We start from the raw sequence: 22,731 nt of genomic DNA on the forward strand, positions 1-22,731 counted from the left end.
CCGCCGGCCCGGGTTGGCATTGTGCCCGGGTTGGCATTGTGCCCAGGTCGGCATTGTGCGGCCTGAATCCGCGGTTCAAGCACTCACGAGCGCGGATTCGGGCCGCACAATGCCTCCGAGGCGGCGGCAGCGGAGAGGCGGGCCGTCATCCGGACCGCGATCACGCCCAGCACGCCCGCCAGCGCGGCGAAGCTCGGCAGCACCCAGAGCGCCACATGCACCGAGGTGGCGTGGGCCAGCGGACCCAGCGAGGCCGGTCCGAGCAAGAAGCCGAGGTAGCTGAAGCTGGACACCAGCGCCAGCTTCGGCCCGGCCGCTCCCGGCCCGTCGGCGGCGGTGGAGAAGATCACCGGGACCATCACCGACAGGCCCAGCCCCAGGCAGGCGAAGCCGATGGACGAGCCGATCAGGGTGTCGCTGATCAGGCCGGCGCTCATGCCCGCCGCGCCGATGCCGGCCAGCAGGCTGAGGCTCCTGGACCGGCCCAGCGCCAGCACCAGCCGGTCCCCGGTCAGCCGGCCGACGGTCATCATCACCGTGAACGCGCCGAAGGCGATGCCGGCCTGGCCCGGCGAGACCTGCAGGTCATCGCGCAGGTACACCGGCGACCAGTCCGCGGCGCTGCCCTCGGCCAGCAGCGCGCAGACCCCGGCCAGGCCCAGCAGCACCAACCGCCACTGGAAGACCCGCTTGCCGCCCTGGTACTCCTGCGGCGGGTGATCGCCGATGAACTGGCGCACGCACCAGCCGGTGACCAGCGCCAGCAGCACCGCCAGCCCCGCCTGCTGGCCGGCCAGCGACAGCCCGATGCCGGCGCCGAGGCTGCCCAGCACCGTGCCCAGCACCGTGCCGATGCTCCAGTAGGCGTGGAAGCTGGACATGATCGGGCGCTGGTAGCTGGTCTCGATCTGGACGGCCTGGGAGTTCATCGCCACGTCCAGTCCGCCGGTGACGACTCCCCAGAGCACCAGCGCCGCGAACAGCTCGGGCAGGTCGCGCGCCAGCCCGGGGCCGCTGATGGCCAGGTAGGTGGCGAAGGCCAGCACCGCGGTGACCTTGCCGCTGCCGTACCGGGTGGTGGCCCGCCCGATCACCGGCATCGAGATGACCGAGCCGACGGCCGGGCCCAGCAGCGCCAGGCCCAGGGAGGCGTCGCTCAGGCCCAGCTGGTGCTTGACCTCGGGGATGTGCGGCACCCAGGCGGCGAACAGCAGGCCGTTGAAGGCGAAGACCAGCGAGGTGGCTGTCCGAGCCCGGCGGAGCCGGCCGGGCCGCTGTGGAGTCGTCGCGATCAAGGGGTTCAGCCGTTCCGATCAGGTGCTCAGTCGTTGCGTTCAGGTGCTTAGTCGTCGCGTTCAGGTGCTCAGTCGTCGCGATCAGGGCAGTGGCAGCGCGGTGGCGCGGCTGCCTCCTTGACGCCACCGCCGGCAAACTCTCTACGATCACCGAACGTGGGGTGGCGCGTCCGCTGCAGTCAGACGATCGCCGCCGCAACCTATAAGGCGTAGCGCCAGACAGGAATCCGACATGACCGCCGAGACCACCTTCGCACTCGATCGACAGTACGTTTTCCACTCCTGGTCAGCGCAGGCAGCCCTGAAGCCGCTGGTGATCACCGAGGCGGCCGGCAGTTACGTCACCGACGGCGACGGCAACCGGTTGCTGGACCTGAGCTCGCAACTGGTGAACACCAACATCGGCCATCAGCACCCCAAGGTGGTCGCCGCGATCAAGGAGCAGGCCGACCTGCTGTGCACGGTCGCTCCGCAGCACGCCAACGCCGCTCGCGGCGAGGCAGCCAAGATGATCATCGAGCGGGCGCCGCAGAACATGGCGAAGGTGTTCTTCACCAACGCCGGCGCCGAAGCGGTGGAGTACGCCGTGCGGATGGCCCGGCTGCACACCGGACGCAACAAGGTGCTCTCGACCTATCGCAGCTATCACGGCGGCACCCAGACCGCGGTGAACCTGACCGGTGACCCGCGGCGCTGGCCCAACGACCTCGGCGCCAGCGGCGCGGTGCACTTCTTCGGCCCGTTCCTGTACCGCTCGGCCTTCCACGCCAGCACCGAGGCCGAGGAGTGCGAGCGCGCGCTGGAGCACCTGGAGCAGGTGATCGGCTTCGAGGGGCCGGCCACCATCGCCGCGATCATCCTGGAGACCGTCCCCGGCACCGCGGGCATCATGCCGCCGCCGCCGGGCTACCTGCAGGGCGTGCGCGAGCTGTGCGACCGGTTCGGCATCGTCTACATCGCCGACGAGGTGATGTGCGGCTTCGGCCGGACCGGCAGGTGGTTCGCCGTCGACAACTACGACGTCACGCCGGATCTGATCACCTTCGCCAAGGGTGTGAACTCCGGCTACGTCCCGCTGGGCGGCGTGATCATCTCCTCCGAGATCTGCCGGACCTTCGACGAGCGGGCCTTTCCCGGCGGTCTGACCTACTCAGGGCATCCGCTGGCGTGCGCGGCCGCGGTGGCCAGCATGGCCGCGATGACCGAGGAGCGCATCGTCGAGAACGCGGCCCGGATCGGCGAGCAGGTGCTCGGCCCGGGACTGCGTGAGCTGGCCGAGCGGCATCCGATGATCGGTGAGGTGCGCGGGCTCGGGGTGTTCTGGGCGCTGGACCTGGTCACCGACCGGGCCACCCGCGAGCCGCTGGCCCCCTACGGCGGCAGCTCGCCGGCGATGTCAGAGCTGGTCGGTGCCCTCAAGGCCAATGGCGTGCTGCCCTTCACCAACTACCACCGGCTGCACGTGGTGCCGCCGTGCACCATCACCGACACGGAGATGCGCGAGGGACTGGCCGCCGTCGACAAGGCGCTGACCGCGGTCGGCCACCACTACACGGGCTGAACCGCCAGAGCCGGTCCTCGGCGAGCAGAGCCGGGCCACCTCAAGCACCATCGGCGCCGGCCGCCGCGGCCGGTCGCCGACGGCTGCGGTGTGCCCCGGGGTCAGCGGCGTCGACGCGGTGGTCGAGAGCACAGCATCCGCCGCGCCGGGCCCGGTGCGGGCTGGTCCGGCGTGAGCGGTGTGAACGCCGCTGTGAACAGCCAGCTCAGCATCCGGTCGGCGGCCAGCTCCTGCTCTGTTTCGGCCAGCTGGGAGTTCTCTTCTTCCGACAGCGCCATGGGGTTCTCCGGCGGAGGGCGTGGTCCAGAACGTGCGCGGACGTCCGGACTCAGGTCAGCTCGCGGCTTCTCGGCGAGTGCACTCGGCGGACGCGAGAACGCTTCTTGGGCTCTTATCGCCGAAACAGGCCTCTAGGCTTACTCCCCACGGTGGGCGAGCGCAACCTTGCCCGCGCCCGCCTGCTCGACGCCGGGGTCGCGGCTGGTTGCCGCCGTCCACGTCGGTGGATAGCGTCAATGCATGAAGCTGCCGACCGGTCTGCTCCTCGGCGCTGCCGCTGGCGCCGCTGGGACCACCACTTTGAACACCGTCACCTATCTCGACATGGCGATCCGCGGACGTCCGACCAGCAGCACTCCCGAGGACAGCGTCCAGGCGCTGGCGACGCGGGCGCACGTGAGCATTCCCGGAGACGGCGACGCCCGCGCCAACCGGGTGGCAGGGCTGGGCCCGCTGCTGGGACTCGCCGCCGGCGTGGGAGTGGGCGCGCTGCTCGGCCTGGCCCGAGCGGCAGGCTGGCGGCCGAGCCTGGTCGCCGGCACGGCCGCCGCCGCGGCCGGCGCCCTGGTCGCGGGAAACGCTCCGATGACCATCCTGGGAGTCACCGATCCACGGTCCTGGTCGGCCGCGGACTGGGCAGCCGACGCCGTGCCGCATCTGGCCTACGGGGTCGTCACCGCCGCGGTGCTGGACCGGCTGACCAGGGCCTGACCTACGGCGTGCAAGGGGCGAGTCCGTGTCGAGTCCGGGAACCGCGCATGGCTGAGGCCGCGGTCGCCGTCGAGGACCTGGTCGTGTTCCGGGGCCGGCGTCAGGTGCTCTTCGGACTGAGTTGCGCCGTGCCGGCCGGTCAGGTCAGCGGCCTGCTCGGACCCAGCGGTGGCGGCAAGACCACCCTGCTGCGCAGCATCGTGGGCGTGCAGAAGGTGCGCTCCGGCAGGGTGACGGTGCTGGGAATGCCGGCCGCGATCGGGGTTTGCGCACCAGGATCGGGTACATGACGCAGGCGCCGTCGGTGTACGCCGACCTGTCGGTGCACGACAACCTTCGCTACTTCGCCGCGCTGACCGCGGGCGCGGACCGGATCGATGAGGTGCTGGCCTCGGTCGATCTCACCGATCGGGCCGGCGACCGGGTGGATCAGCTGTCCGGCGGTCAGCGGGCCCGGGTGTCGCTGGCGTGCGCGCTGGTCGGGTCACCGGCGTTGCTGGTGCTCGACGAGCCGACCGTGGGCTTGGACCCGGCGCTTCGACGGGATCTGTGGAAGCTGTTCCACGACCTGGCCGGCAGCGGCAGCACCGTCCTGGTGAGCAGCCATGTGATGGACGAGGCGGCCAGATGCGATCGGTTGCTGCTGTTGCGCGACGGGCGCCTCTACGCCGACGACACACCGGCCGCCGTTCGGCGCCAGACCGGTGCGCAGGACCTCGAAGAGGCATTTCTGCGGCTGGTGTCCCAACCTGGGCAGCTCTCATGAACCCGGCAGTGGCCGCGGCCACCGCCCGCCGGGTGCTACGGCAGTTGCGGGGTGACCACCGCACCCTCGCCCTGCTGGTCGTGGCGCCCAGCGTCCTGATGATCCTGCTGCGCTACGTCTACGACGGCTCACCGCGCACCTTCGACAGCATCGGCCTGTCGCTGCTGGGCATCTTCCCGTTCACGACGATGTTCCTGGTGACCTCGGTGGCGATGCTGCGCGAACGGACCAGCGGAACCCTGGAGCGGCTGTTCACCACCCGGTTGGCCAAGCTGGACCTGTTGATCGCTACGCGGCTGCCTTCGCGGTGGCCACCGTCGTCCAAGTCGGGGTCGTCTCGCTGATCGCCTTCGGCTGGCTGGGCCTGGACGCCCCCGCCGGGCTCGGTTGGGTCCTGGCGCTGGCGTTGGCCAGCGCGCTGCTGGGCATGGCGCTGGGACTGCTGGTCAGCGCTTTCGCCGCGACCGAGTTCCAGGCCGTGCAATTCCTGCCGGCCGTGGTCCTGCCGCAGTTCTTGCTGTGCGGGCTGCTGACACCCCGCTCGCACATGCTGGACGTGCTGCGCTGGATCAGCAACGCGATGCCGCTGTCCTACGCGGTCGAGGGGATGACCCGGGTCCGGCAAGGCGTCGTGGACTTCGTGCTGTTGCGCGATATCGCCGTGGTGATCGGCTGCGTCCTGGCCGCGCTGGCCCTCGGCGCGGCGACCCTGCGCCGCCGCACTTCCTGAGACCGGGACCCAGCCGACGTCGGGCAGCCGGGGGGCGGCCTACTGCAGCCGGGGGGCGGCTTACTGGAGTCGGGGCAGTTCCAGGGTGCCGGTGTCGGCGACGTCGGTGGCGATGTCGGATAGTTTGCGGTGGGTGTGCTGGCTGGTGATGCGCAGCAGGTCGAAGGCCTGGTCCCGGCTGATCTTGTGCTGTGCCATCAACACGCCCATCGCCACGCCGATCTCGCGGTTGCTGGACAGGGCCCGGGCCAGGTGGGCGGCCGTCTCGCCGCGGCGCAGCGCAGACAGGGCCAGCGCGCCGTGGGTGGCCAGCAGCAAACCGATCGTCTGGGCGTGCTCATCGAAGGCGTCCGGCTTGCTGGAATAGAAATTGAGGCCCGCGATCAGGTCGTCGTCTTCCAGGAACATCCGGAACGACAGCATGCTGATCACACCGAGTTCCTCGGCGGCACGTTTGCCGAAGCCGGGCCAGCGTTCCTCGCTGGGGAGGTCGCCGGTGACGTAGGTGGTGTTGTCGATGATCGCGTCGACGCAGGGACCGTAGCCGAACTCGTACTGGATGGAGTCAACCTTCAAAGGCAGGTCGCTGGTCGCCGCCACCGTCTTGAAGTTCCCTGGCCGGCCGCGGGTGATCGCCGAATGCTCCGCGCCTGGGACCACTCGCACGCCCTTGCTGGTGATGGTCTGCAGCACGTCGTCGGTGGGGCCCGGTTCCAGCAGGTGCGGCTCAAGGCTGGTGAACGCCTCGACGAGGTCCTGCAGTGTCTGTCCCGCGGTCATGAGATCGCGCTGACGACAGGTGGGACGGCAGTGTTGGTCACGGATCCTCATTCATTTGGCACGGCCCAGGAGGATTCACTGGAATGTACTGCCGAGAAGGGTAGGTTTTTTTAACCTAGTGGTCACCTTACTCCGCCGGTGAACCGACAAAGCGGAGAGGCGTGCCGCGGCTAGCGCGACCTCAGACCGGCAGTTTGTCCCGCAGCGTGTGGCTCGCCGACTGCAGGGCGAGCTCGGTGTCGCGACGCAGGCCGGTGGCGGCGTGGCCGAGAACCTGCGGGGTGCGTCGGGCCCACCAACCCAGCGAGGGCCGGCCTTCGGTGTCGACGGCAGCGAGCAGCAGCCCACCGAGCAGCCCGGCGCTCTTCATGAACTGGTGTCTCTGCTGGGTGCGCCGGATCGGGTCGCGCTCCTCCCAGAACGGGTGATCGGCGATCGTGGTCGGCACCAGGCTGGCGGCCAGCACGGCAGCCGACAGGCGAGGGAGCCTGCCGGTGGCGAACATGGCGCCGGCGACCACCTTGGCGGCGGCGTCGATCTTGACCACCTGCTCGGTGTTGGACAGCTGCGGCACCCGGCTGATCAGAGGAGCCACCACCCGGTCGGCGGCGGCCACCCCTCGGGCCGGCTTACGCAGGGTGCTGACGCCACCGGTGACGAAGGAGGCGGCGAGCAGAGGACGGGCGAGCGCGCGTACCAGAAGCATGTGACCATCATGCCAACTCCGGACAAGGAGTGTCACCTCACCCCCGGTTCCCAGCCTCAGCGCCCGGCGCCTCACCGTGGCAGCCGGGCTGCCAACGCCTCGCCGAGCCGCAGGCCGGACAGGAACGCAGCCTCCACCCGCGGCCGCTGCGACCAGCTGTCGCCGCAGACGCCGACCAGGCTCGGCCACAGCTGAAAGCAGGCCGCCCGTCCAGCGGCTGGTTTGCCGTGCAGCCACTGGTCCAGGCGCGTCCAGGACGGGGGCGTGGTGATTCCGAGCACCTCGCTCAGCGCCTGCAGCATCGCCTCGGCGGCCCCGGCGGCCCCGGCGGCCTCGGCGGCCTCGGCGGCCTCGGCGGCCTCGGCGGCCCCGGCTGGTTCGGCGGACTGGTCGGACTGCGCGGGCCGGCCTGGCTGCTCGAGCTGACTCGCCGCCCAGGACGGGGTGGAATGGGCGACCAGCACCGGCGCCCCGTCACCGCGCCGGCTGCCGTCGTCGGCGATCCAGGACAGCCGCTCGTCGCCGTTGACGAAGACGCCGTCCAGCTGGGCCCAGCTCCGCTCCGGCCAGCCCGCGCTGAGCGCCAGCACCGGCTCGAACCGCGCGTGCAGCCCGGCCCGCTCGGCGGCCAGATCCGGGTGCAGGATCGCCCTGGCCTGCGCGTCAGGCATCGCCAGCACCACCGCGGCCGCTGGCCGGCCGTCCACCGCCAGCCGTCCCGAGCCACCGGGGGACACCAGCCGGGCCTCGGTCCGCTCGACCCGCACGTCCGCGGTGTCAGCCAGGTCCTGCACCAGCGTCTGCAGACCGGCGTCGGCGGCCCAGCGCAGCGGGCCGCTGCTGCGACGCCAGGTCCGGTCGGCGTAGACCTCGAAGGTGTCGGTCCAGGGCCGGGCCAGGCCGCGCCGCTGCCAGTCCCGCACCACCGCCTCGAATCGGTCGTCGGAGACCGTGAAGTACGAGGCGCCGGTGTCGACCGGGCGCCCGGCGCACTCAGCGCTGGCCATCCGCCCGCCCGGGCGCTGATCGCGCTCGAGCACCAGCGTCGCCAGGCCGGCGTCGGCAAGCGCCCGGGCGCACGAGATGCCGGCGATTCCCGCGCCGATCACGATCACCGGGTCCATTCGACAAGCCTGCCAGCCGCCCGCCCGGCAGCGCACGTCTGCCGGCGCCCGCCAGGGCTGAATCCAGCCCGCGTGATCCAGCCCCCGTGCCGTCGCGGCGATGACATGATCACCAGATGTCCATCACGACCGCCTACTCCCACGTCCGTCTGACCGTGACTGACATCGGACGGTCCCGGGCCTTCTACGAGCAGGTGTTCGGGATGCCGGTCGCCCTGGAGGCGCCCGAAGGCGCCGACGAGGCGACCCTCGAGCGGCTGAGCTTCCTCTACGGCGGCGTGATCTACCGGGTCGGAACGGCCCTGTTCGGACTCCGTCCGGGCGCGCCGGCCGGCGACCGGTTCGACGAGAGCCGGGTGGGGCTGGACCACCTCAGCTTTCTGGTGGAGGGCCTCAGCGACCTGGAGGGCTTTGCCCGGTCGCTGGAGGAGATGGGGGTGGCGCACGCCGGAGTCAAGGACATCGGGGTAGCCCACATCCTGGAGTTCCGCGACCCGGACAACATCGCCCTGGAGCTGTATGCCTGGAAGCCCCGAGGACCCCGGTCCGATCAAGACCGCTGAAGCCTGCCGAGCGCCCTGGCTCGCCTGCTTCGCCAGCACGTACCGTGATGGCGTGTCCGGACGCCCGAGCAAGTTGACGCTGCTGCACGCCAAGTGGCTGCTGCTGCACGCCGTCACGATCGCGGTGTGCGCCGGGATGATCTGGCTCGGGCTCTGGCAATGGCGCGCCGCCGTCCGGCGCGGCGACGACCTGCGCAACTACGCCTACGCCCTGCAGTGGTGGGCCTTCGTCGGCTTCACCGTGCTGATGTGGTTCCGCATCGTCAACGACCACCTGCGGCCGGACCGGCACGCCAAGGCGCGCGACGCCCGGACGCCCGACGGCGGCGCTCAGGGCGGCGGGGCTCAAAGCGGCGAGGCTCAAAGCGGCGAGGTTCAGAGCGGCGGCGCTCAGGACGCAGACGGCGGTGCAGCCGGGGCTCAGCAGCCGCGGGCCGCCGAGCCGGCCACCCGGTATCGGGCCTACACCCCGCCGTCGCTGCCCAGCCCCGAGCTTGAGACCGATCCGGAGCGGCGCAGACTCAACGCCTACCTGGCGCGACTGAGCGCCGCCGACCGAGAGGCTGCCGAGTGACGGGCACCAGCACCACTACGACCGCCGGCCAGCGCGGTCTGTCCGGGGCGTTCCTGCGTTACCGGATCCTGGCCTTCCTCACCGGCGTGCTGCTCATCCTGCTGGTCTTCCTGGCCCTGCCGATGAAGTACCTGGCCGACAACGAGGGACCGGTCTCGCTGATCGGCACCGCGCACGGCTTTCTGTTCATGGCGTATCTGGTGACGGCTCTGGACCTCGGCATCCGGCTGCGCTGGGCCTGGCTCAAGCTGGGCCTGGTGATGCTGGCCGGCACGGTCCCGTTCGCCTCGTTCGTCGCCGAACGCCGGGCCCATGCCGAGGTCCGCGCACGCCTGGGCTGAGCCGCTCAGCCGGCGCCGCGGGCGGCCCGGCTGCCGCTCTCACCCAGGCCGGCCACCAGCGCGTCGCGGGCGCGGGCCACCCGGGACCTGATTGTGCCCACCGGGCAGCCGACCACCTCGGCAGCCTCGGCGTAGCTCAGCCCGAGCACCTGGGTCAGCGTGAAGGCCTCGCGGAACGGTGGGTCGAGGCTGTCGAGCAGCATGCGCAGGCTCACCGTCTCGGCCGGGTCAGCGCCGCGTCCGGGCGGCTCCAACTCAGCGACCGGGGTGCATGGCCGGCGAGTGCGGATGGCGTCGGCGCAGACCCGCCGGGCGATCGAGAGCAACCAGGTGCGTGCTGAGGACCGGCCGGCGAAGCGGTGCAGCGAGCTGAACGCGCGGGCGAAGGTCTCCTGGGTCAGGTCCTCGGCGTCGCGGGGGCTGCCCAGATGCGCGCAAAGCCGCCAGACATCGCCCTGGCAGGCCCGCACGAACGCGGTGGCGGCCTCGGAGTCACCGGCGCGAGCCCGCAGCGCTGACAGCGTGATCGCGTCGAGGTCCTGCTCTGGCGGTGGCACCGGCTCTCCTTCTGCGTGCGTGACCCGACGCGCTGGCAGTGAACTCTGTCGACGCTGACGTCCTGCGCGCGTGACCGGGGCCACAGGCAGGGAACTGAACAGCCATTGCACCCGACTGAGGTGGGCATGAGCTGTGCGCCTTACCGAGAAGCCGCCTCGGCACGACTGGACGGTGAGGTCACCGACATGCCGAGCGTAGTGCTGGACGAGCATCTGGCGCGTTGCCAGGAGTGCTCTACCTGGCTGGAGGCCGCTACCCGCGCGGGGCGGTTGCTGCGCGTGTCCGGCGACACCCCACCGGATCTGAGCGAGCTGATCCTGCCCGACGCCAGGCTGCCGGCCGCCCGGCTGTGGCGTCGCCGGCGCGCGCTTCAGGTCGGGCTGGTGCTGCTGGCCGGCCTGCAACTGGCGCTCTCGGCGCCGGCGGTGTGGGGCGAGAGCATCGGCATGGCCGCGATGCACCTGGGCGGCGCGCACCAGGCGCACGAGAGCGCGGCCTGGAACGTCGCGGTCGGCGCCGCGCTGCTGGCGGTGGCGCTGCGCCCGGCCCGGGCAGGCGGCACCACTCCGATCCTGCTGGTGTTCGTGACGGTGCTGGCGGTGCTGTCGGTGCCGGACCTGCTGAGCGGGGCGGTCACCGGCGCCCGGCTGGGCAGCCATGCCGGGGTGGTGCTCGGCCTGCTGCTGGTGGCCGCGCTGGCGCGTGCCGAACGAGTGCCCGGCCCTGGCCGGCCGGCGACCCGCGCCGATGGCCACAGCTCGTCCCGCTCGCTGCCGTGGCGGCACCGGGGGGCCGCGTGAGGCGTCTGCTGCCCGCTCTGCTGGCAGTGCTGGCCCTGGCAGTCCTGAGCGCGCTGTGGGCCGCGCCCGCCTCGGCGCACACCGTGCTGGTGAGCTCTGATCCGGCCAACGGCAGCAGGCTCACCCAGTCGCCGACGGCGGTGACGCTGCGGTTCAACGAGCAGGTCGGGTTGGAGTTGGGCTACCTGAGGGTGACCGACTCGACCGGGCGGCGGGTCGACAGCGGCTCCGCCGGCCATCCCGGCGGGGTGGGCAGCTCGGTCTCGGCGCCGCTGCAGCCCGGTCTGGGCGAGGGCAGCTACCTGGCCAGCTACCGGGTGACCTCGGCCGACTCGCACCCGGTGGCGGGTGTCATCCGGTACGTGGTGGGCGACGGCCCGCTGGGCGCCGGCGGTGAGGCGTCCGCTTCGGCCCCGGTCGACCCGGCGGTGCAGACCGGCCGGGCGCTCAGCCACTGGCTCAGCTTCGCCGGGGTGGGGATGGCCGGCGGCAGCTGGCTGGTGTTCTCGCTGTGGCCGGCCGGCCGGCGCCGCCGCTCGATCCGCGCGCTGGTGTGGACGGGCTGGAGCCTGGCCGGCCTCGGCGCGATCACCGAGTACCTGTTGGAGGGGCCCTACGCCGCCGGGACCGGGCTGGCCAGCGTGGGCGACCTCACCCTGCTCGACGCCAGCCTGCACAGTGAAGTCGGCCAATTCCTGTCGCTGCGGGTGCTGCTGCTGGGCATCCTGGGGATAGTGCTCACGGTGCTGTTCAGTGAGAAGGAGCGGGCCGGCGGCGACGTGCCGGCCGATGACCTGGGGCCTGACGATGACCTGGGGCCTGACGATGCGCTGGTCGGCGGCGGTGCGCTGGCCGGTGGCGGTGCGCTGGCCGGCGGCGGTGCGTGGGAAGTGCCCAGCTGGAGCCCCGGGGCAGCGGTCGGTCTCGGGTTCGGCGTTCTGATCACGTTCGCCGCGACCGGGCACGCCCAGTCGTCCAGCCCGCACGAGCTGTGGGTGCTGGTGGACGCCCTGCACTTGAGTGCCATGATCGTCTGGCTGGGCGGCGTGGTGGCGCTACTGGTGGCCGGGCTCGGTCGCGGCGGTGGCGAGCAGGCCGACCGCGACGCCGATCGGGCGCAGCTGTCGGCCGCTCTGCCGGTCTTCTCCAAGGTCGCGCTGGTCTGCATCGCCACCCTGGCGGTGACCGGCACGCTTCAGGCGTGGCGAGAGGTGGGGGCGATCGAGGCGATCACCGGCACCCGGTACGGCCAGCTGGTGCTGGTCAAGGTGGCGCTGTTCGGGGGAGTGCTCGGGCTGGGTTACCTGGCCCGGCGGGCGGTCCAGCGAAGGGCGGCGTCCGAGGCAGGGCCGGGGTCGCCGTCCGAGGCAGGGCCGGCGTCTGAGCCGGCGTCCGAGGTGAGGCCGGCGTTCGAGCCGTCCGAGGCAGGGCCGGGGTCGCTGCGGGGGTTGAGACGGACGCTGCTGAGCGAGGTGGCGATCGGCGCCCTGGTGCTCGCCGCGACCGCGGTGCTGATCTCGCAGCCGCCGGGGAAGGTGGCGTTGGCAGCCGAGCAGAGCAAGCCGCGGCACGCCACCGTCCAGGTGAGCGCCCAGACCCAGGCGCTGGTCGACGTCGAGCCGGGAGTGCACGGCAACGTCCGAATCACGGTGCGGCTCAACGGGGGCCCGCCCGCGACCGGCGTCACCGCCACCGCCAGCCTGCCGGCCAAGCAGCTCGGGCCGATCCCGGTGCGATTGCAGGCGGCCGGAGCCGGCAACTACACCTCGACCGCCGTGCTGCTTCCGGCCGCCGGCGTCTGGGAGCTGAGCCTGACCATCCGCACCTCCGAGTTCGACTCGACCGTCGCGGTGGCCAAGGTCGAGGTGTCCTGATGGCCGGACGGCTCCGATGGCACGGCGTTGCCCGGGCTGAGGGATCATGGTTCTTGTGAAGCGTTTTCCGTTGTCGTTGATCGCGGCGATCCTGCTGACCGTGACCGGGCTGGCCGGGCTGGCTCGCGGCACCGAGCCGACGGCGACCGCCGCTGACGCCGCCGCGTCGCAGGGGTCGCAGGGGCCGATCGTGGTCAGCGGCGCCTACGTCCGAGAGCCGGCCAACGGGATCAACGCGGCGGCGTACTTCACGCTCTCCAACACCACGGACGCCGCGGAGTCGCTGACGGCGGTCACGTCCGGCGCCGGCGCGCTGACCACCCTGCACACCGACTCGATGCGGCAGAGCGCCGCGTTGACCATTCCGGCGCGTGGCAGCGTCACCCTCTCACCCGGTAAGGGACACGTCATGATCGAAAAGCTCTACGGCCCGCTCAAGGCCGGTCAGAGCGTCAATTTCCAGCTGACTTTCGCCAAGTCGGGGCAACTGCTGCTGACCGCCCCGGTCATCGCGGTGACCGCGCCGGCGCCGACCGCGCAGGCGCCTCGATGAGCCGCTCGCGCGGCGCCCGGTGGAGCGGCGCCCGATGGAGCGGCACCCGAGGGAGCGGCGCCCGAGGGAGCGGCGCTGGGGGCGTCCTGGTCAGCGCCCTGCTTGCCGTCCTGCTGACGGCGGGCTGCGGATCGAGCGGGCCGGGAGGTTCCAGCAGCGCCGCCAAGCCGGCGCCCAGCGAGCTCATCGGCCACACCGGCGGCGCCTATCAGGGCCTTGAGCTGACGCCGCCGCGCCCGCGCCCGCAGTTCACCCTCACCGACACCGCGGGACGGGAGTTCAAGTTCGGCGCCGAGACGGCCGGCAAGCCGACCCTGCTGTTCTTCGGCTTCACTCACTGCCCCGACGTCTGCCCGACCACCTTGGCCGACATCGCCAACGGGCTGCGCCAGGTGCCGGCGGCGGTCCGGGCCCAGACCCAGATGGTGTTCGTGACGACCGACGTCAAGCGCGACAGCGCGGCGGTGATCAGGAACTACCTGACCAAGTTCGACGTCGGCCTGCCGAACAAGTTCATCGGCCTGCGGGGGACGCAGTCGGCGATCGACGCCGCGCAGGTGGCTGCCCGGGTGACGCTCGCCGAAGACGAGGGTCAGACGCATTCCGCCCAAGTGCTGCTCTATGGTACGGACGACTACGCGCGAGTGGCGTTCCTGCAGAGCACCAACGGGGCCGCGCAGCTAGCCCATGACCTGCCATTGGTGGCTGAAGCCAAGTAAGGGGTTCTACGACGTGAGGTTCCCAGCGCTGTCCACCCGGCGAGATCAATCCAGCGTGGCCGGCCTGGTGGTCCGGGTGCTGCTCGCGGCGCTCTGGGCGTGGGCCGCGCTGGCAAAGATCGGTGACCCGCGCCGCTTCGTCCAGGTGGTGCGGGCCTACGACGCCACCCCGGAGTGGCTGAGCCGGGGGATCGGCTACGGCCTGCCGACGCTGGAGCTGGTGCTGGCGGCCCTGTTGCTGATCGGACTGCTCACCCGCTACGCCGCGATCCTCAGCGCGACGCTGCTGACGCTGTTCCTGATCGTCACCCTCCAGGCGGCCGCTCGGGGCCTGGACGTCGAGTGCAACTGCTTCGGCGGCGGCGGCGGGCCCTCGGCCTCGACGTCCTACACCCTGGACATCCTGCGCGCCCTGGGGATGCTGGCGCTGTCGGCGTACCTGATCCGGTGGCCGCTGACCAGGTGGTCCCTGGACAAGGCGATCATCGACTCCGAGCGGGTGCCCGACCTCAGCCCCAAGCAGCGCAGGAGCGAGAAGAACATCCGCAGGCACCGGTCCGCGGTGGCCGCCGCCGAGGCCGAGCTGCGCTACAAGCAGCGCTACACCGCCGCCGGGACCCTGGCGCTGCTGCTGCTGATCACCATCATCGGGGCCGGCGTGCAGGGCAGCCGCGCCGAGGTCAGCTCTGAGGCCAATACGGCCAACGCCACCAGCGCGACCGGGGTGCGGGTCGGCAACCAGCAGGCGCCGGTGCTGGTCGACCTCTACGAGGACTTCGGGTGCCCGGACTGCGCCGACGTGCAGCAGAGCGGGCTGGCCAAGGACCTCGCCGCCAAGGTCAAGGCCACCACGGTCAAGGTCAACTACCACATGGTGTCGTTCCTGGACTCCGAGTCCAACGGCGACTACTCCTCGCGGGCGGCCAACGCCGGTTACTGCGCCGCCGACCAGAGCCCCGAAGCCTTCGGGAAGTTCCACGACATCCTGTTCGGCAAGAACGCCTCGGGGCAGGGCAACCAGCCGGCCCCGGGCAAGGGCAAGCCGGACTCCCAGCTGGTCGCCTGGGGCAAGGAAGCGGGCATCACCAGCGCCACCTTCTCCACCTGCGTGACCTCCAACCAGCACAAGGAGCTGGTGGCAGGCGTCACCGACGCGGCGTCCAAGCGGGGCGTCAACACCTTCCCGACGGTGTTCGTCGACGGCAAGCGGCTCAACGACAACGGCGACACATCGGTGACGGTGGCCGAGGTCGACTCCGCGATCGCCTCGGCGCTGGCCAAGGCCAAGTCCACCGCGGCGCCGTCGCCGACCGCCACGCCCAGCGGCTCGTCACGGGCGCCGTCGAGCGGTTCTTCGAGCAGTCCGGTTCCGAGCCGCAGCGCGACGGTGACGCCCAGCAGGTCGGCGCCGGTTCCCACCGGGTCGGCCAGCCCGACGTCGAGCAACTAGCGGGGCTTCTGTCCGGGCTGGTCTGCTGGCTGGGCTGCTGGTCTGGGACAGTTTGGGCAGGGACAGCGAAGAGGGCCGGCGCCTGTGGGCGCCGGCCCTCTTCGTGAGCTTTCGGGTGGCCCACCAGGGCGCTGTTGAGCCGTTCGGCGTTAGTCCGCGTGGCTGACTGGTGGGCCGGATGCTTACTTGTTGGCGGCGTCCTTCAGAGCGCTGCCGGCGGTGAACTTGACCGTGTTGGCGGCGGCGATCTGGATGGTCTCGCCGGTGGCCGGGTTGCGTCCTTCGCGGGCGGCGCGCTTGCCGACCGAGACGGCGAAGAAGCCGGGGACGCTGACCTTGTCGCCCTTGGCGACGGCGCCTTCCAGGGTGGACTGCAGGCTGCGCAGCACTGCGTCGACGGTCTTCTGCTCGAGATCGGCGTGCTCGGCGACCGCGGTCACCAGTTCCTTGCGGTTCACGAATGTCTCCCTTATGAGTGTCCTCGCCGCGCGGTGTTGCTTGCGTTGGCGGCGCGAGGCCGGTGCGGCTCGCCCCAAGTATGGCCGAGAGGGCTGCAAGTCAGGAAATCCGGGGGTTCTCGGCGTGGCGGATGGGTCGCTTTCAAGATCGTCGGCTGGCTTCCGGCGTGGTTGTCGTCGTGAGCCATAGGCCTTGGCCAGCGCAGGCGTGTGAATGTCTGAGTCAGAAGGGGGCGTCGGCGCCTGTGGGCTGGCGGCGCGCCTCTCAAGGGCCGGCGCTGGGCGGCCTTAGGCCCTGTGTAAACTCACTTCTCGGCTCGCCGTACCAGGGCGGGTCGTTTGGTTAGGGGCTGTGGCGCAGCTGGTAGCGCACCACACTGGCAGTGTGGGGGTCAGGGGTTCGAGTCCCCTCAGCTCCACCCATCTTCAGCACAACATGTAGTCGTCCTCCGTTGGTTTTCGGGCCCCACATCATGTGTCCTGCTCGCCGCCTGAGGCCATACCTGTAGCTCTCCCGTGCGAGGTGGCCAACAGCAGCCTCCTACCGCTTGAGGCTCCGCCCACCGCACCGCACCGCGACGCCCCCGCTACCCGCGAGTGCCAGACGCTAGGCGCCCGGCCGGGGGCACAGTCAGAGGTGATCCGTGGCGAGCTAGGTTCAGGCACCGCTCTCCGCCGATGGGCTCGTTGGCGTTAACTGGATGAGATCCTGGTGATGACGCTATGCGGCACGTACGGCGTCCGCAGGAGGGGGTGATTGGTGGATCCCGAGCGGCTCTTCGTCTTCGCTGGCGCGGGCTTGTCGTTCCCGGCCCCGACCAGCCTGCCGACCTTCAATCAAATCCGGGATGAGATCCTGATCGGCCTCGATCTGGCAGAGTTCGTCCGGCCGCCGAACACCGCCAACGACGATGTCACGATCGAGGTCGCAACAGCCGAAGGGCTTTTCCCGGAACCGTTCCTCCACGCGCTTTCAGCGGCCGGCTTTCCGCTGACGTCGTGGCTGGCCGACATCCTCGGCGCGGTGCGGCCGAACGCCGCGCACACCGCGCTCGCCGAACTAGCGCTGGCAGGAGCGCGAGTCTGGACCGTCAACTACGACCACAACATCGAGCGCGCGGTGGATCCCGCGCTGAGCGCCTGCGCCTGGCCGGCAGCGCCGGGACGCGCCCAGGTCATGAAGCCGCACGGTTCTCTCGGCGGCGACCTGATCGCGACCACCGAGCAGGTCGTCCGCGGCCTGGACGAGGGCTGGCTCGCGCAGCTGCGTCGCGATCTCGACGACATCGACACTGCCGTCTTCCTCGGCTACAGCGGTCGGGACCTCGACTTTCACCCGTATTGGGACGGCATCCTCGGTGGGGTCCGGCGCCTGGTCTGGTTCGACCTGCCGGGCGCCGACCGCGCTTTCAAGGAATCACTGATCCCGCAGACCGTCGCGCGGGGCGCCCTCGAGCTGCCGGGGCCTGCGGCGCCTCCGCCGAGCGTCGATTCAGCTGCCTGGCCGAATCCGTGTTGGGACTTCCTCGTCTGGTGTCGCGACACGGGCTTGCTCGGCGAACCGGATGCTGCTGGCGCGCGGGGCCTTTTCGCCGATCGCGTCGACGCCCTCCCGCACACCCGACTGCCCGGAGATCTGCGCTGGGCGCGGACCGCGGTCTTGGGAACGCTCGGGGCCTATCGCCGGGGACGCCAGCAGTACGAAGAGCTGCTGCGCTCGCCCAGGCAAGCGCGTGCCGCAGCCCTGGCTCTCGGCAATCACCTGCTCAACCACGGCGGCCGACCCGTCGCCCGTGTCCTGCGGGCCGGCGTGCTCATCCCGCCGCTGACCGGGCGGTCGCGGGGCGCTCGCGAGCGGGCCGAGCGCAAGCGGCTCACTGTGCTGTCGCGTGTCGGGGACCACGCCCGCGTCATCAAGGCAACCTCCTCACTATCGGGCGACGCCGTGTCGACCTACGCCATCCTGCGCGCCGAATCGCTGCGGGTGGCGGGCTCCCTCGACGCCGCCGCGGCCACCGCCCGGCGTGCCTACGAGCGCGCCCTCACCGAGCATCACCTCGTTCGCATCGCCCACGCGGCCTACCAGGAGTGCCAGGCCCTCACCTGGGCCGACCGCGCCGACGAGGCCTGGGAGGCGCTGGAAAACCACCTGCGACCCCATGCTCCGCTTGCGGCCAGCCGATGGGTGGCCTGGGCCGATTTCATCCAGTCGGCGCTGCTCGTCAGGCGCGGGGACGTCGACCAGAGTCGCCGCTACGTCGAGCGCGCCGTCCGCGGCTTCGCAGCCGAGGCTCTCGTCGATGGCATCGTCAGCGCCCACATGGTGCTGCCGACCGTGGCTCGTCGCGCCGGTGATGACGCCGGCTTCGCCGCCGCCGTCCGAGCGGTTCGTGAGCAGATGACCTCTGCGGCTGACGTCACCTATTACACCCGCGGACACCCGTTCACCGATCAACTGCTCATGCTTGAGGAGGCGGAGTTCGCGCGGATCCATACCCGCGACACTGCGCGGGCCAGGGAACTTTTCACCATGCTGGCCTCGTCGGCTTATCCGCTGCAGGCAGCCTTTGGCCAGCTCGGCCTGGCCCTGACGGCCGGCGACACCACTGTTCAACGCCGACTGGCCGAGCAGGCCCGTGAGTCCGGCGTCAGAGCAGGGCAGCGTCTCGTCATCAACCGCGCTGAACTGCTCCTCACCGGTGATCCAGCCGCGACCGCCGAGCTATTCTTCTGCTGACACTGATGGCCTATCCCTCAGCCAGATGGTGACCCGGCCGGGCCGACTTGCCGAGCTGCCACCCGGTCTGTGCCCTGCAGGCTATAGAGCAGATCAGCCGTTTCCGCGCTCTCACATCCATCCTCGTGACCGGGCGTACACGGCCGCCGCAACGGCACCGAGCGCTGGCGGGCTGTACCCGGTCCGGGCACTCAGACCCGTACGGCTTACGAGGAATACCTCGACATCACCTAGCCCGCCACCCGGCGGTCGCTGCCGCGGTGAGTCAGGGCTGGGTGAGCTCACAGCAGCTATCACAGCGGCGGGATTCGGTTGCGCTGGAGCTGCCGACTGTAGGACGTCGATGCTGACCGGCGCTTACGCCGGTAGGTCGAGGGTAGCGAGGGCGGCGTGGTCAGTTGCGGCTTCGACGATGATCGTCGTGGGCCTGACGATGGCGGCGTTCGGCTTCTCCGAATTTTCCTCCAGGTGCTGATGAGTAGGCGGTCGACGCCTCGGCCGGCCCGGGCGAGGAGGTATAGGGCGGCGACCAACACGGGGAGGATGGCCCAGGTGGGGACGTGGGTGAGCGCTGAAGTGCCTGCCTTATTTAGCAACTGTGTCGGTCCAGTGAAGGTGTCCGGGTCGAGCTCAGTCCTGACTGTGAAGTTCATGGTGGCCTTCTCTGCCGTGACCAGGGGTGGTGCGGCTCCGTTGCCTGCCATTACCAGACCGGGTTGGGAGGTGACGTTGACCCAGTTCGCAGACAGGGAAACCACCTTGGTGTTGCGAGGCAGATCTACGTCGGCGATCTGGGTTGAGTGAGTGGCTTCGGCGTAGTCCGTCTGTTCGGCGATGCGGTAGGTGCCGTCCTGGAGTTGCTCGAGTCGGGTGTGACCTCGAGTCCTGACCTCGCAGAGGTCGGTATGTGTCTTGTTCTGTTGGCGGCCGGGCTTGGGAGCGCAGGGCTTGCCATCGATCTCGAGGTCGATTGTTGCCGGCGTGGAGAGAGACGTGTTCTGATCGACGCCGAGAGTGATCGCCAGGCGCACCGTGTTACCGGTGGTCTCGCGGACGAAGACTCCGATCGAGTAGTGCGCCGGTTGGAGTGGTATGCGAAGGTTGGTGTTGGAGGCGCCGTCGGCGAGTTGCTGCGCTCGGGCGAGCAAGCTGGCGTTGGGGACGACCTGCGGGACAAGTGGCAGGTTATTAGTGTATTTCCAGATGGCTATCTGCCTGGCAGCAAGTTCAAAGTTTGTCTCGGCGTACAGCACTTGCTGGTCGGAGCCTCGGTTGCCTCGCGCGATGAGTCCGGCGATGAGGGGGTCGTTGACGCCAATGGCCGACAGCGACCGGTCGGCGTTATTGGCTGGGCGTCCGAGTGACAAGCCGGTCCACGTGTCGCCGTATTGGACCTGGCGGGTGATGTCGAGGCTGTAGGCGAACGGCGAAGCCTGACCTATCAACCGTATCCGAAACGGCATCGCAGAAATCCTTTTACCGTTTACGACTACGACGAGATTAGGTTCACCGACGATGATCGTCTGTGTCGATGCGGTCACCACCGTTGGGTCGGAACTGATGGACTGTGGCTCGTCCGCTCCCGCTGGGGACGCCAGTAAGCTCGCTCCGAGAGCCAAAAAGCTGAACGTGGCGAAGCCCGTAACGGCTGATGTTCTCCAGGAAAGCATAACTTCTCCGATTCGGATCAAACCCGTCTATCTATCCTGTAAACGCGGGCGGGACTTGCGTGTAATGCCTGGAGCCAAGGCTCCGTCCCGGCATTGTCTAAATGCCGAACTGCAAGCACCAGTGCAGGTATATAACGATTGGTTAGCCACATAAAAGTTACGGACATGCAGACCGGTCACCGCGCGCAGGCCAGTGCTTCGCTTGAGTGACTTCGGTGGGAGTCGTGATGGCCGTTGCCGTCCAGGCGTTAGTCGCGTCGACTCCAGCTAGATCGGCACCGGTGAGATCGGTTCGGTCCAGGCAGCTGTGCGTGAGGTCCGCACCGCGCAAGGTCGCCCCGTACAGCTGCGCACCGGTCAGGTTGGCATTGATAAGCAGCGCTCCAGTGAGGTCAGCAGCTCGCAGATCGAGTCCGGTCAGATCACGTCCGGACAGGTCAGCGTCGACAAAGTCAGCGCCCCGTAGTACCTGATTAGCGAGCGCCTGCTCGCTGACGCGCTGTCCACGGAATGACACCGGCAATGCGCCGGACCTAGTGGGCTGGGAGGTGACCGGGGTGGCGGACGGTAATGCCGACTCGGATGAGGCGCTCGCCTTCGCACTGGCCGAACCAGAGCGCGAGGGAGCAGACGCGGGTGTCTTGCTGTTGCTCTCGGACGCTTGCCACCACAAACCGGCGAGCAATAGCACACCGACCGCTGCACCGCCGAACGGTGCGACTGGCGCCCACTTCGAGCCCGAGAGCGAAATCCGCAACGCCGTCGAAGCCGCGACCGTCATCCCTACGGCGACCACTGCGGCGGCGGCACGCGGGCCAGCGGCTTGACCGATTGCTGCCACGAGCACCACCGCAACTGCCGGAAGCGCCCATGTGGGCAAGCGGCGAGGCGGTCGCGCGCCATGCCGCTCGTCACTCATGCGTCACATCGTGGTCCACCGCGCTGGAGGGCGCGGGACGGCTCGCCGGGTATCGACGAGCACCTTCGGCGCGCCTACTCTGAACCTTGACTAGGCCTTGATACGGGGAGGGGTTGCTCAGTGACTCAAGATCCCTCGCTCAAGCTGCCTGGTGACCGCCCGCTCGCCGAGACCGCCAAGCCGGTCGATGGTTACTGGGCCGGCGAGAAGCTGATGTGCTCACTTCACCCCACGGAGCAGGCCACGCGCAATGTCGCCGGTGACTGGGAGTGCGTCGTAGGGCTGCACGTAGTCCTCCCGCCGGCGAATCCCGGATGGTGACAGCATGGCGAGCGTTGTCCCGTCAGACCTGACGCTCGGAACCGGCCAGAGTATCGGCCGGTACTTCGGGCTGGTAAGCGTCGTCCCGTCACTGGTACTGGCGGCGTGGGTGTACGGGCTGCTGGTCAGCGGCCTCCCGGGGCGCGCTCCCAGCATGTCAATGGCCGCTGACAGCTTCGTCGACCACCCCGGTCACGCGGCGGCGGTCGCCGCAGCTGCAATCGTACTGGCGTTGCTGCTGCATCCCCTGCAGTTTTCGATGATCCAAGTGATGGAGGGCTACTGGACGGGAACGCGCCTCGGGCGTGCGCTCGCGGCTCGAAAGATCTCCGGCGAACTGGCTAGGTATGGTAAGGCGGTCGACGCAGCTACTGTGATCCTTCGCAAAACGTCGGCCGAGCCGGTAGTGCGTAACAACACGCTGCTGTACGGACCGCAGCGCGAACGCGCAGTGCTGGTTCGGAGTGCGCTTGAGTTGGCCGGGCACCAGCGTGTCCGTAACCAATACCCGTCCGAGCCAGCAGCGGTGATGCCGACCCGCCTGGGCAACATCCTTCGCCGGCACGAGCTCGCCGCTGGTGCCGCGTACGGCCTATCGGGTCTTGAGCTGGCCACTCACATCGGCTTGGTCGCGGACCCAGCGCATGTCGTCTATCTGCGAGACCAACGGCAGGGAATGGAGCTTGCTGCACGTGTCTCGGTGAGTTCTGTGATCGCTACCCTCGTATCTGCCGTGCTGTTGTGGCCCTATGGGCTGTGGCTGCTGGTCGCGCTTGTGCCCTACAGCGCCGCGTACTTGGCCTACCGGGGCGCGGTCACGTCCGCTGCGAGCCTGGGGGCCGCCGTCATGGCGGTCACTGACCTCAACAGATTCACGTTGTACACGGCGCTACATCTGCCCCTGCCTCCCACCTCGCAGGCCGAGCGGAAACAAAACGAGCAGTTCGCGCGGCTGCTCTACGGCTCCAACGCCTACGCCGCCGACTACGCGCATCCCGACGCCAGCGGCCCCAGCGATCAGACCCTTGATGAGTCAAGCATCCGCCCTCAGCCACAGCCAGCAACGAGAGCCACCGCCCGACGCCGGTGGTGGCCGCTTCGGCGCCGACGGCACCAACCTCTCACGCAAACACGATAGTAGTTCTGACTGCTGTTCATGTGGCCCGGCGGTCTGTCATGGCGACGAACGGGCCCCTGAGATGGGAACCGCGGCCGATCGACTGGTCAAGGTCGATCGGCCGC

Annotated in this window: 25 protein-coding genes and 1 tRNA gene; 18 read left to right on the plus strand and 8 right to left on the minus strand. The window is 69.8% G+C overall.

Annotation, left to right across the window (positions count from 1 at the left end):
* Positions 1 to 83 precede the first annotated feature (83 nt).
* Complete coding sequence (locus tag VGB75_14070; protein ID HEY0168165.1) at positions 84 to 1,295, minus strand: MFS transporter; 1,212 nt, start codon at positions 1,293 to 1,295, stop codon at positions 84 to 86.
* Between the two features lie 202 nt (positions 1,296 to 1,497).
* Between VGB75_14070 and VGB75_14075 the strand changes: the two genes are divergently transcribed.
* Positions 1,498 to 2,856, plus strand: coding sequence for an aspartate aminotransferase family protein (locus VGB75_14075; GenBank protein HEY0168166.1), 1,359 nt, complete (start codon positions 1,498 to 1,500; stop codon positions 2,854 to 2,856).
* Positions 2,857 to 2,957: 101 nt separating this feature from the next.
* On the opposite strand, the gene VGB75_14080 is transcribed toward VGB75_14075, so the two are convergent.
* Positions 2,958 to 3,134, minus strand: coding sequence for a hypothetical protein (locus VGB75_14080; GenBank protein ID HEY0168167.1), 177 nt, complete (start codon positions 3,132 to 3,134; stop codon positions 2,958 to 2,960).
* Between the two features lie 241 nt (positions 3,135 to 3,375).
* Here VGB75_14080 and VGB75_14085 point away from each other — a divergent pair, with 241 nt between their 5' ends.
* The 5 genes from VGB75_14085 to VGB75_14105 are packed head-to-tail and all read left to right on the plus strand — an operon-like array spanning position 3,376 to position 5,342.
* Entirely contained in the window at positions 3,376 to 3,846 is a 471-nt protein-coding gene (locus VGB75_14085) for a hypothetical protein (protein HEY0168168.1), read from the plus strand.
* Positions 3,847 to 3,893: 47 nt separating this feature from the next.
* Entirely contained in the window at positions 3,894 to 4,136 is a 243-nt protein-coding gene (locus VGB75_14090) for an ATP-binding cassette domain-containing protein (GenBank protein HEY0168169.1), read from the plus strand.
* Entirely contained in the window at positions 4,133 to 4,612 is a 480-nt protein-coding gene (locus VGB75_14095; GenBank protein ID HEY0168170.1) for an ABC transporter ATP-binding protein, read from the plus strand. Before VGB75_14090 ends, VGB75_14095 begins: the two co-directional genes overlap by 4 nt.
* Positions 4,609 to 4,956, plus strand: a complete 348-nt coding sequence (locus VGB75_14100) for a hypothetical protein (GenBank protein ID HEY0168171.1) — start codon at positions 4,609 to 4,611, stop codon at positions 4,954 to 4,956. Before VGB75_14095 ends, VGB75_14100 begins: the two co-directional genes overlap by 4 nt.
* On the plus strand, positions 4,920 to 5,342 hold the full coding sequence (locus VGB75_14105; GenBank protein ID HEY0168172.1) for an ABC transporter permease: 423 nt from the start codon (positions 4,920 to 4,922) through the stop codon (positions 5,340 to 5,342). The genes VGB75_14100 and VGB75_14105 overlap by 37 nt, the downstream gene beginning before the upstream one ends.
* A gap of 60 nt (positions 5,343 to 5,402) precedes the next feature.
* Here VGB75_14105 and VGB75_14110 read toward each other — a convergent pair whose 3' ends face one another.
* From VGB75_14110 to VGB75_14120, 3 genes are all read right to left on the minus strand, one after another.
* Positions 5,403 to 6,122: a GAF and ANTAR domain-containing protein gene (locus VGB75_14110; protein ID HEY0168173.1), complete on the minus strand. Its 720-nt coding sequence runs from the start codon at positions 6,120 to 6,122 to the stop codon at positions 5,403 to 5,405.
* Positions 6,123 to 6,303: 181 nt separating this feature from the next.
* Entirely contained in the window at positions 6,304 to 6,828 is a 525-nt protein-coding gene (locus VGB75_14115) for a DoxX family protein (protein HEY0168174.1), read from the minus strand.
* Between the two features lie 71 nt (positions 6,829 to 6,899).
* On the minus strand, positions 6,900 to 7,952 hold the full coding sequence (locus VGB75_14120) for an FAD-dependent oxidoreductase (GenBank protein ID HEY0168175.1): 1,053 nt from the start codon (positions 7,950 to 7,952) through the stop codon (positions 6,900 to 6,902).
* 116 nt (positions 7,953 to 8,068) lie between these two features.
* Between VGB75_14120 and VGB75_14125 the strand changes: the two genes are divergently transcribed.
* From VGB75_14125 to VGB75_14135, 3 genes are read left to right on the plus strand one after another with little or no spacing between them, the layout of a single operon-like run.
* Positions 8,069 to 8,515: a VOC family protein gene (locus VGB75_14125; protein HEY0168176.1), complete on the plus strand. Its 447-nt coding sequence runs from the start codon at positions 8,069 to 8,071 to the stop codon at positions 8,513 to 8,515.
* A gap of 52 nt (positions 8,516 to 8,567) precedes the next feature.
* Positions 8,568 to 9,089: a hypothetical protein gene (locus VGB75_14130; protein HEY0168177.1), complete on the plus strand. Its 522-nt coding sequence runs from the start codon at positions 8,568 to 8,570 to the stop codon at positions 9,087 to 9,089.
* Complete coding sequence (locus VGB75_14135; GenBank protein HEY0168178.1) at positions 9,086 to 9,430, plus strand: DUF3817 domain-containing protein; 345 nt, start codon at positions 9,086 to 9,088, stop codon at positions 9,428 to 9,430. The genes VGB75_14130 and VGB75_14135 overlap by 4 nt, the downstream gene beginning before the upstream one ends.
* Positions 9,431 to 9,435: 5 nt before the next feature.
* Here the strand turns inward: VGB75_14135 and VGB75_14140 are convergent, their stop codons facing one another.
* Positions 9,436 to 9,987: a sigma-70 family RNA polymerase sigma factor gene (locus VGB75_14140; GenBank protein HEY0168179.1), complete on the minus strand. Its 552-nt coding sequence runs from the start codon at positions 9,985 to 9,987 to the stop codon at positions 9,436 to 9,438.
* A gap of 126 nt (positions 9,988 to 10,113) precedes the next feature.
* Here VGB75_14140 and VGB75_14145 point away from each other — a divergent pair, with 126 nt between their 5' ends.
* The 5 genes from VGB75_14145 to VGB75_14165 are packed head-to-tail and all read left to right on the plus strand — an operon-like array spanning position 10,114 to position 15,384.
* Entirely contained in the window at positions 10,114 to 10,788 is a 675-nt protein-coding gene (locus tag VGB75_14145) for a zf-HC2 domain-containing protein (GenBank protein ID HEY0168180.1), read from the plus strand.
* On the plus strand, positions 10,785 to 12,662 hold the full coding sequence (locus tag VGB75_14150; GenBank protein HEY0168181.1) for a copper resistance protein CopC: 1,878 nt from the start codon (positions 10,785 to 10,787) through the stop codon (positions 12,660 to 12,662). The genes VGB75_14145 and VGB75_14150 overlap by 4 nt, the downstream gene beginning before the upstream one ends.
* Positions 12,663 to 12,708: 46 nt before the next feature.
* Complete coding sequence (locus VGB75_14155) at positions 12,709 to 13,215, plus strand: copper chaperone PCu(A)C (protein HEY0168182.1); 507 nt, start codon at positions 12,709 to 12,711, stop codon at positions 13,213 to 13,215.
* Entirely contained in the window at positions 13,212 to 13,934 is a 723-nt protein-coding gene (locus tag VGB75_14160; GenBank protein HEY0168183.1) for an SCO family protein, read from the plus strand. Before VGB75_14155 ends, VGB75_14160 begins: the two co-directional genes overlap by 4 nt.
* Before the next feature lie 13 nt (positions 13,935 to 13,947).
* The gene (locus VGB75_14165) at positions 13,948 to 15,384 is read left to right on the plus strand and encodes a MauE/DoxX family redox-associated membrane protein (protein ID HEY0168184.1); all 1,437 of its coding nucleotides are present in this window, start codon (positions 13,948 to 13,950) and stop codon (positions 15,382 to 15,384) included.
* A gap of 182 nt (positions 15,385 to 15,566) precedes the next feature.
* On the opposite strand, the gene VGB75_14170 is transcribed toward VGB75_14165, so the two are convergent.
* Complete coding sequence (locus tag VGB75_14170) at positions 15,567 to 15,941, minus strand: HU family DNA-binding protein (protein ID HEY0168185.1); 375 nt, start codon at positions 15,939 to 15,941, stop codon at positions 15,567 to 15,569.
* Between the two features lie 247 nt (positions 15,942 to 16,188).
* On the opposite strand from VGB75_14170, the gene VGB75_14175 reads away from it, so the two are divergent.
* Positions 16,189 to 16,261 (plus strand) — tRNA-Ala (locus VGB75_14175).
* A 341-nt stretch (positions 16,262 to 16,602) separates the two neighbouring features.
* On the plus strand, positions 16,603 to 18,579 hold the full coding sequence (locus VGB75_14180) for an SIR2 family protein (GenBank protein ID HEY0168186.1): 1,977 nt from the start codon (positions 16,603 to 16,605) through the stop codon (positions 18,577 to 18,579).
* A gap of 293 nt (positions 18,580 to 18,872) precedes the next feature.
* Here the strand turns inward: VGB75_14180 and VGB75_14185 are convergent, their stop codons facing one another.
* Complete coding sequence (locus tag VGB75_14185) at positions 18,873 to 20,249, minus strand: hypothetical protein (GenBank protein ID HEY0168187.1); 1,377 nt, start codon at positions 20,247 to 20,249, stop codon at positions 18,873 to 18,875.
* 1,039 nt (positions 20,250 to 21,288) lie between these two features.
* On the opposite strand from VGB75_14185, the gene VGB75_14190 reads away from it, so the two are divergent.
* Together VGB75_14190 and VGB75_14195 are read left to right on the plus strand one after the other, a co-directional pair.
* Positions 21,289 to 21,489 (plus strand): hypothetical protein, encoded by a 201-nt coding sequence (locus VGB75_14190; protein HEY0168188.1) that lies wholly within the window; start codon positions 21,289 to 21,291, stop codon positions 21,487 to 21,489.
* Between the two features lie 4 nt (positions 21,490 to 21,493).
* On the plus strand, positions 21,494 to 22,627 hold the full coding sequence (locus VGB75_14195; protein ID HEY0168189.1) for a hypothetical protein: 1,134 nt from the start codon (positions 21,494 to 21,496) through the stop codon (positions 22,625 to 22,627).
* Positions 22,628 to 22,731 lie beyond the last annotated feature (104 nt).

Origin of the sequence: Jatrophihabitans sp., assembly GCA_036399055.1 — a bacterium.
GTDB lineage: Bacteria > Actinomycetota > Actinomycetes > Mycobacteriales > Jatrophihabitantaceae > Jatrophihabitans_A.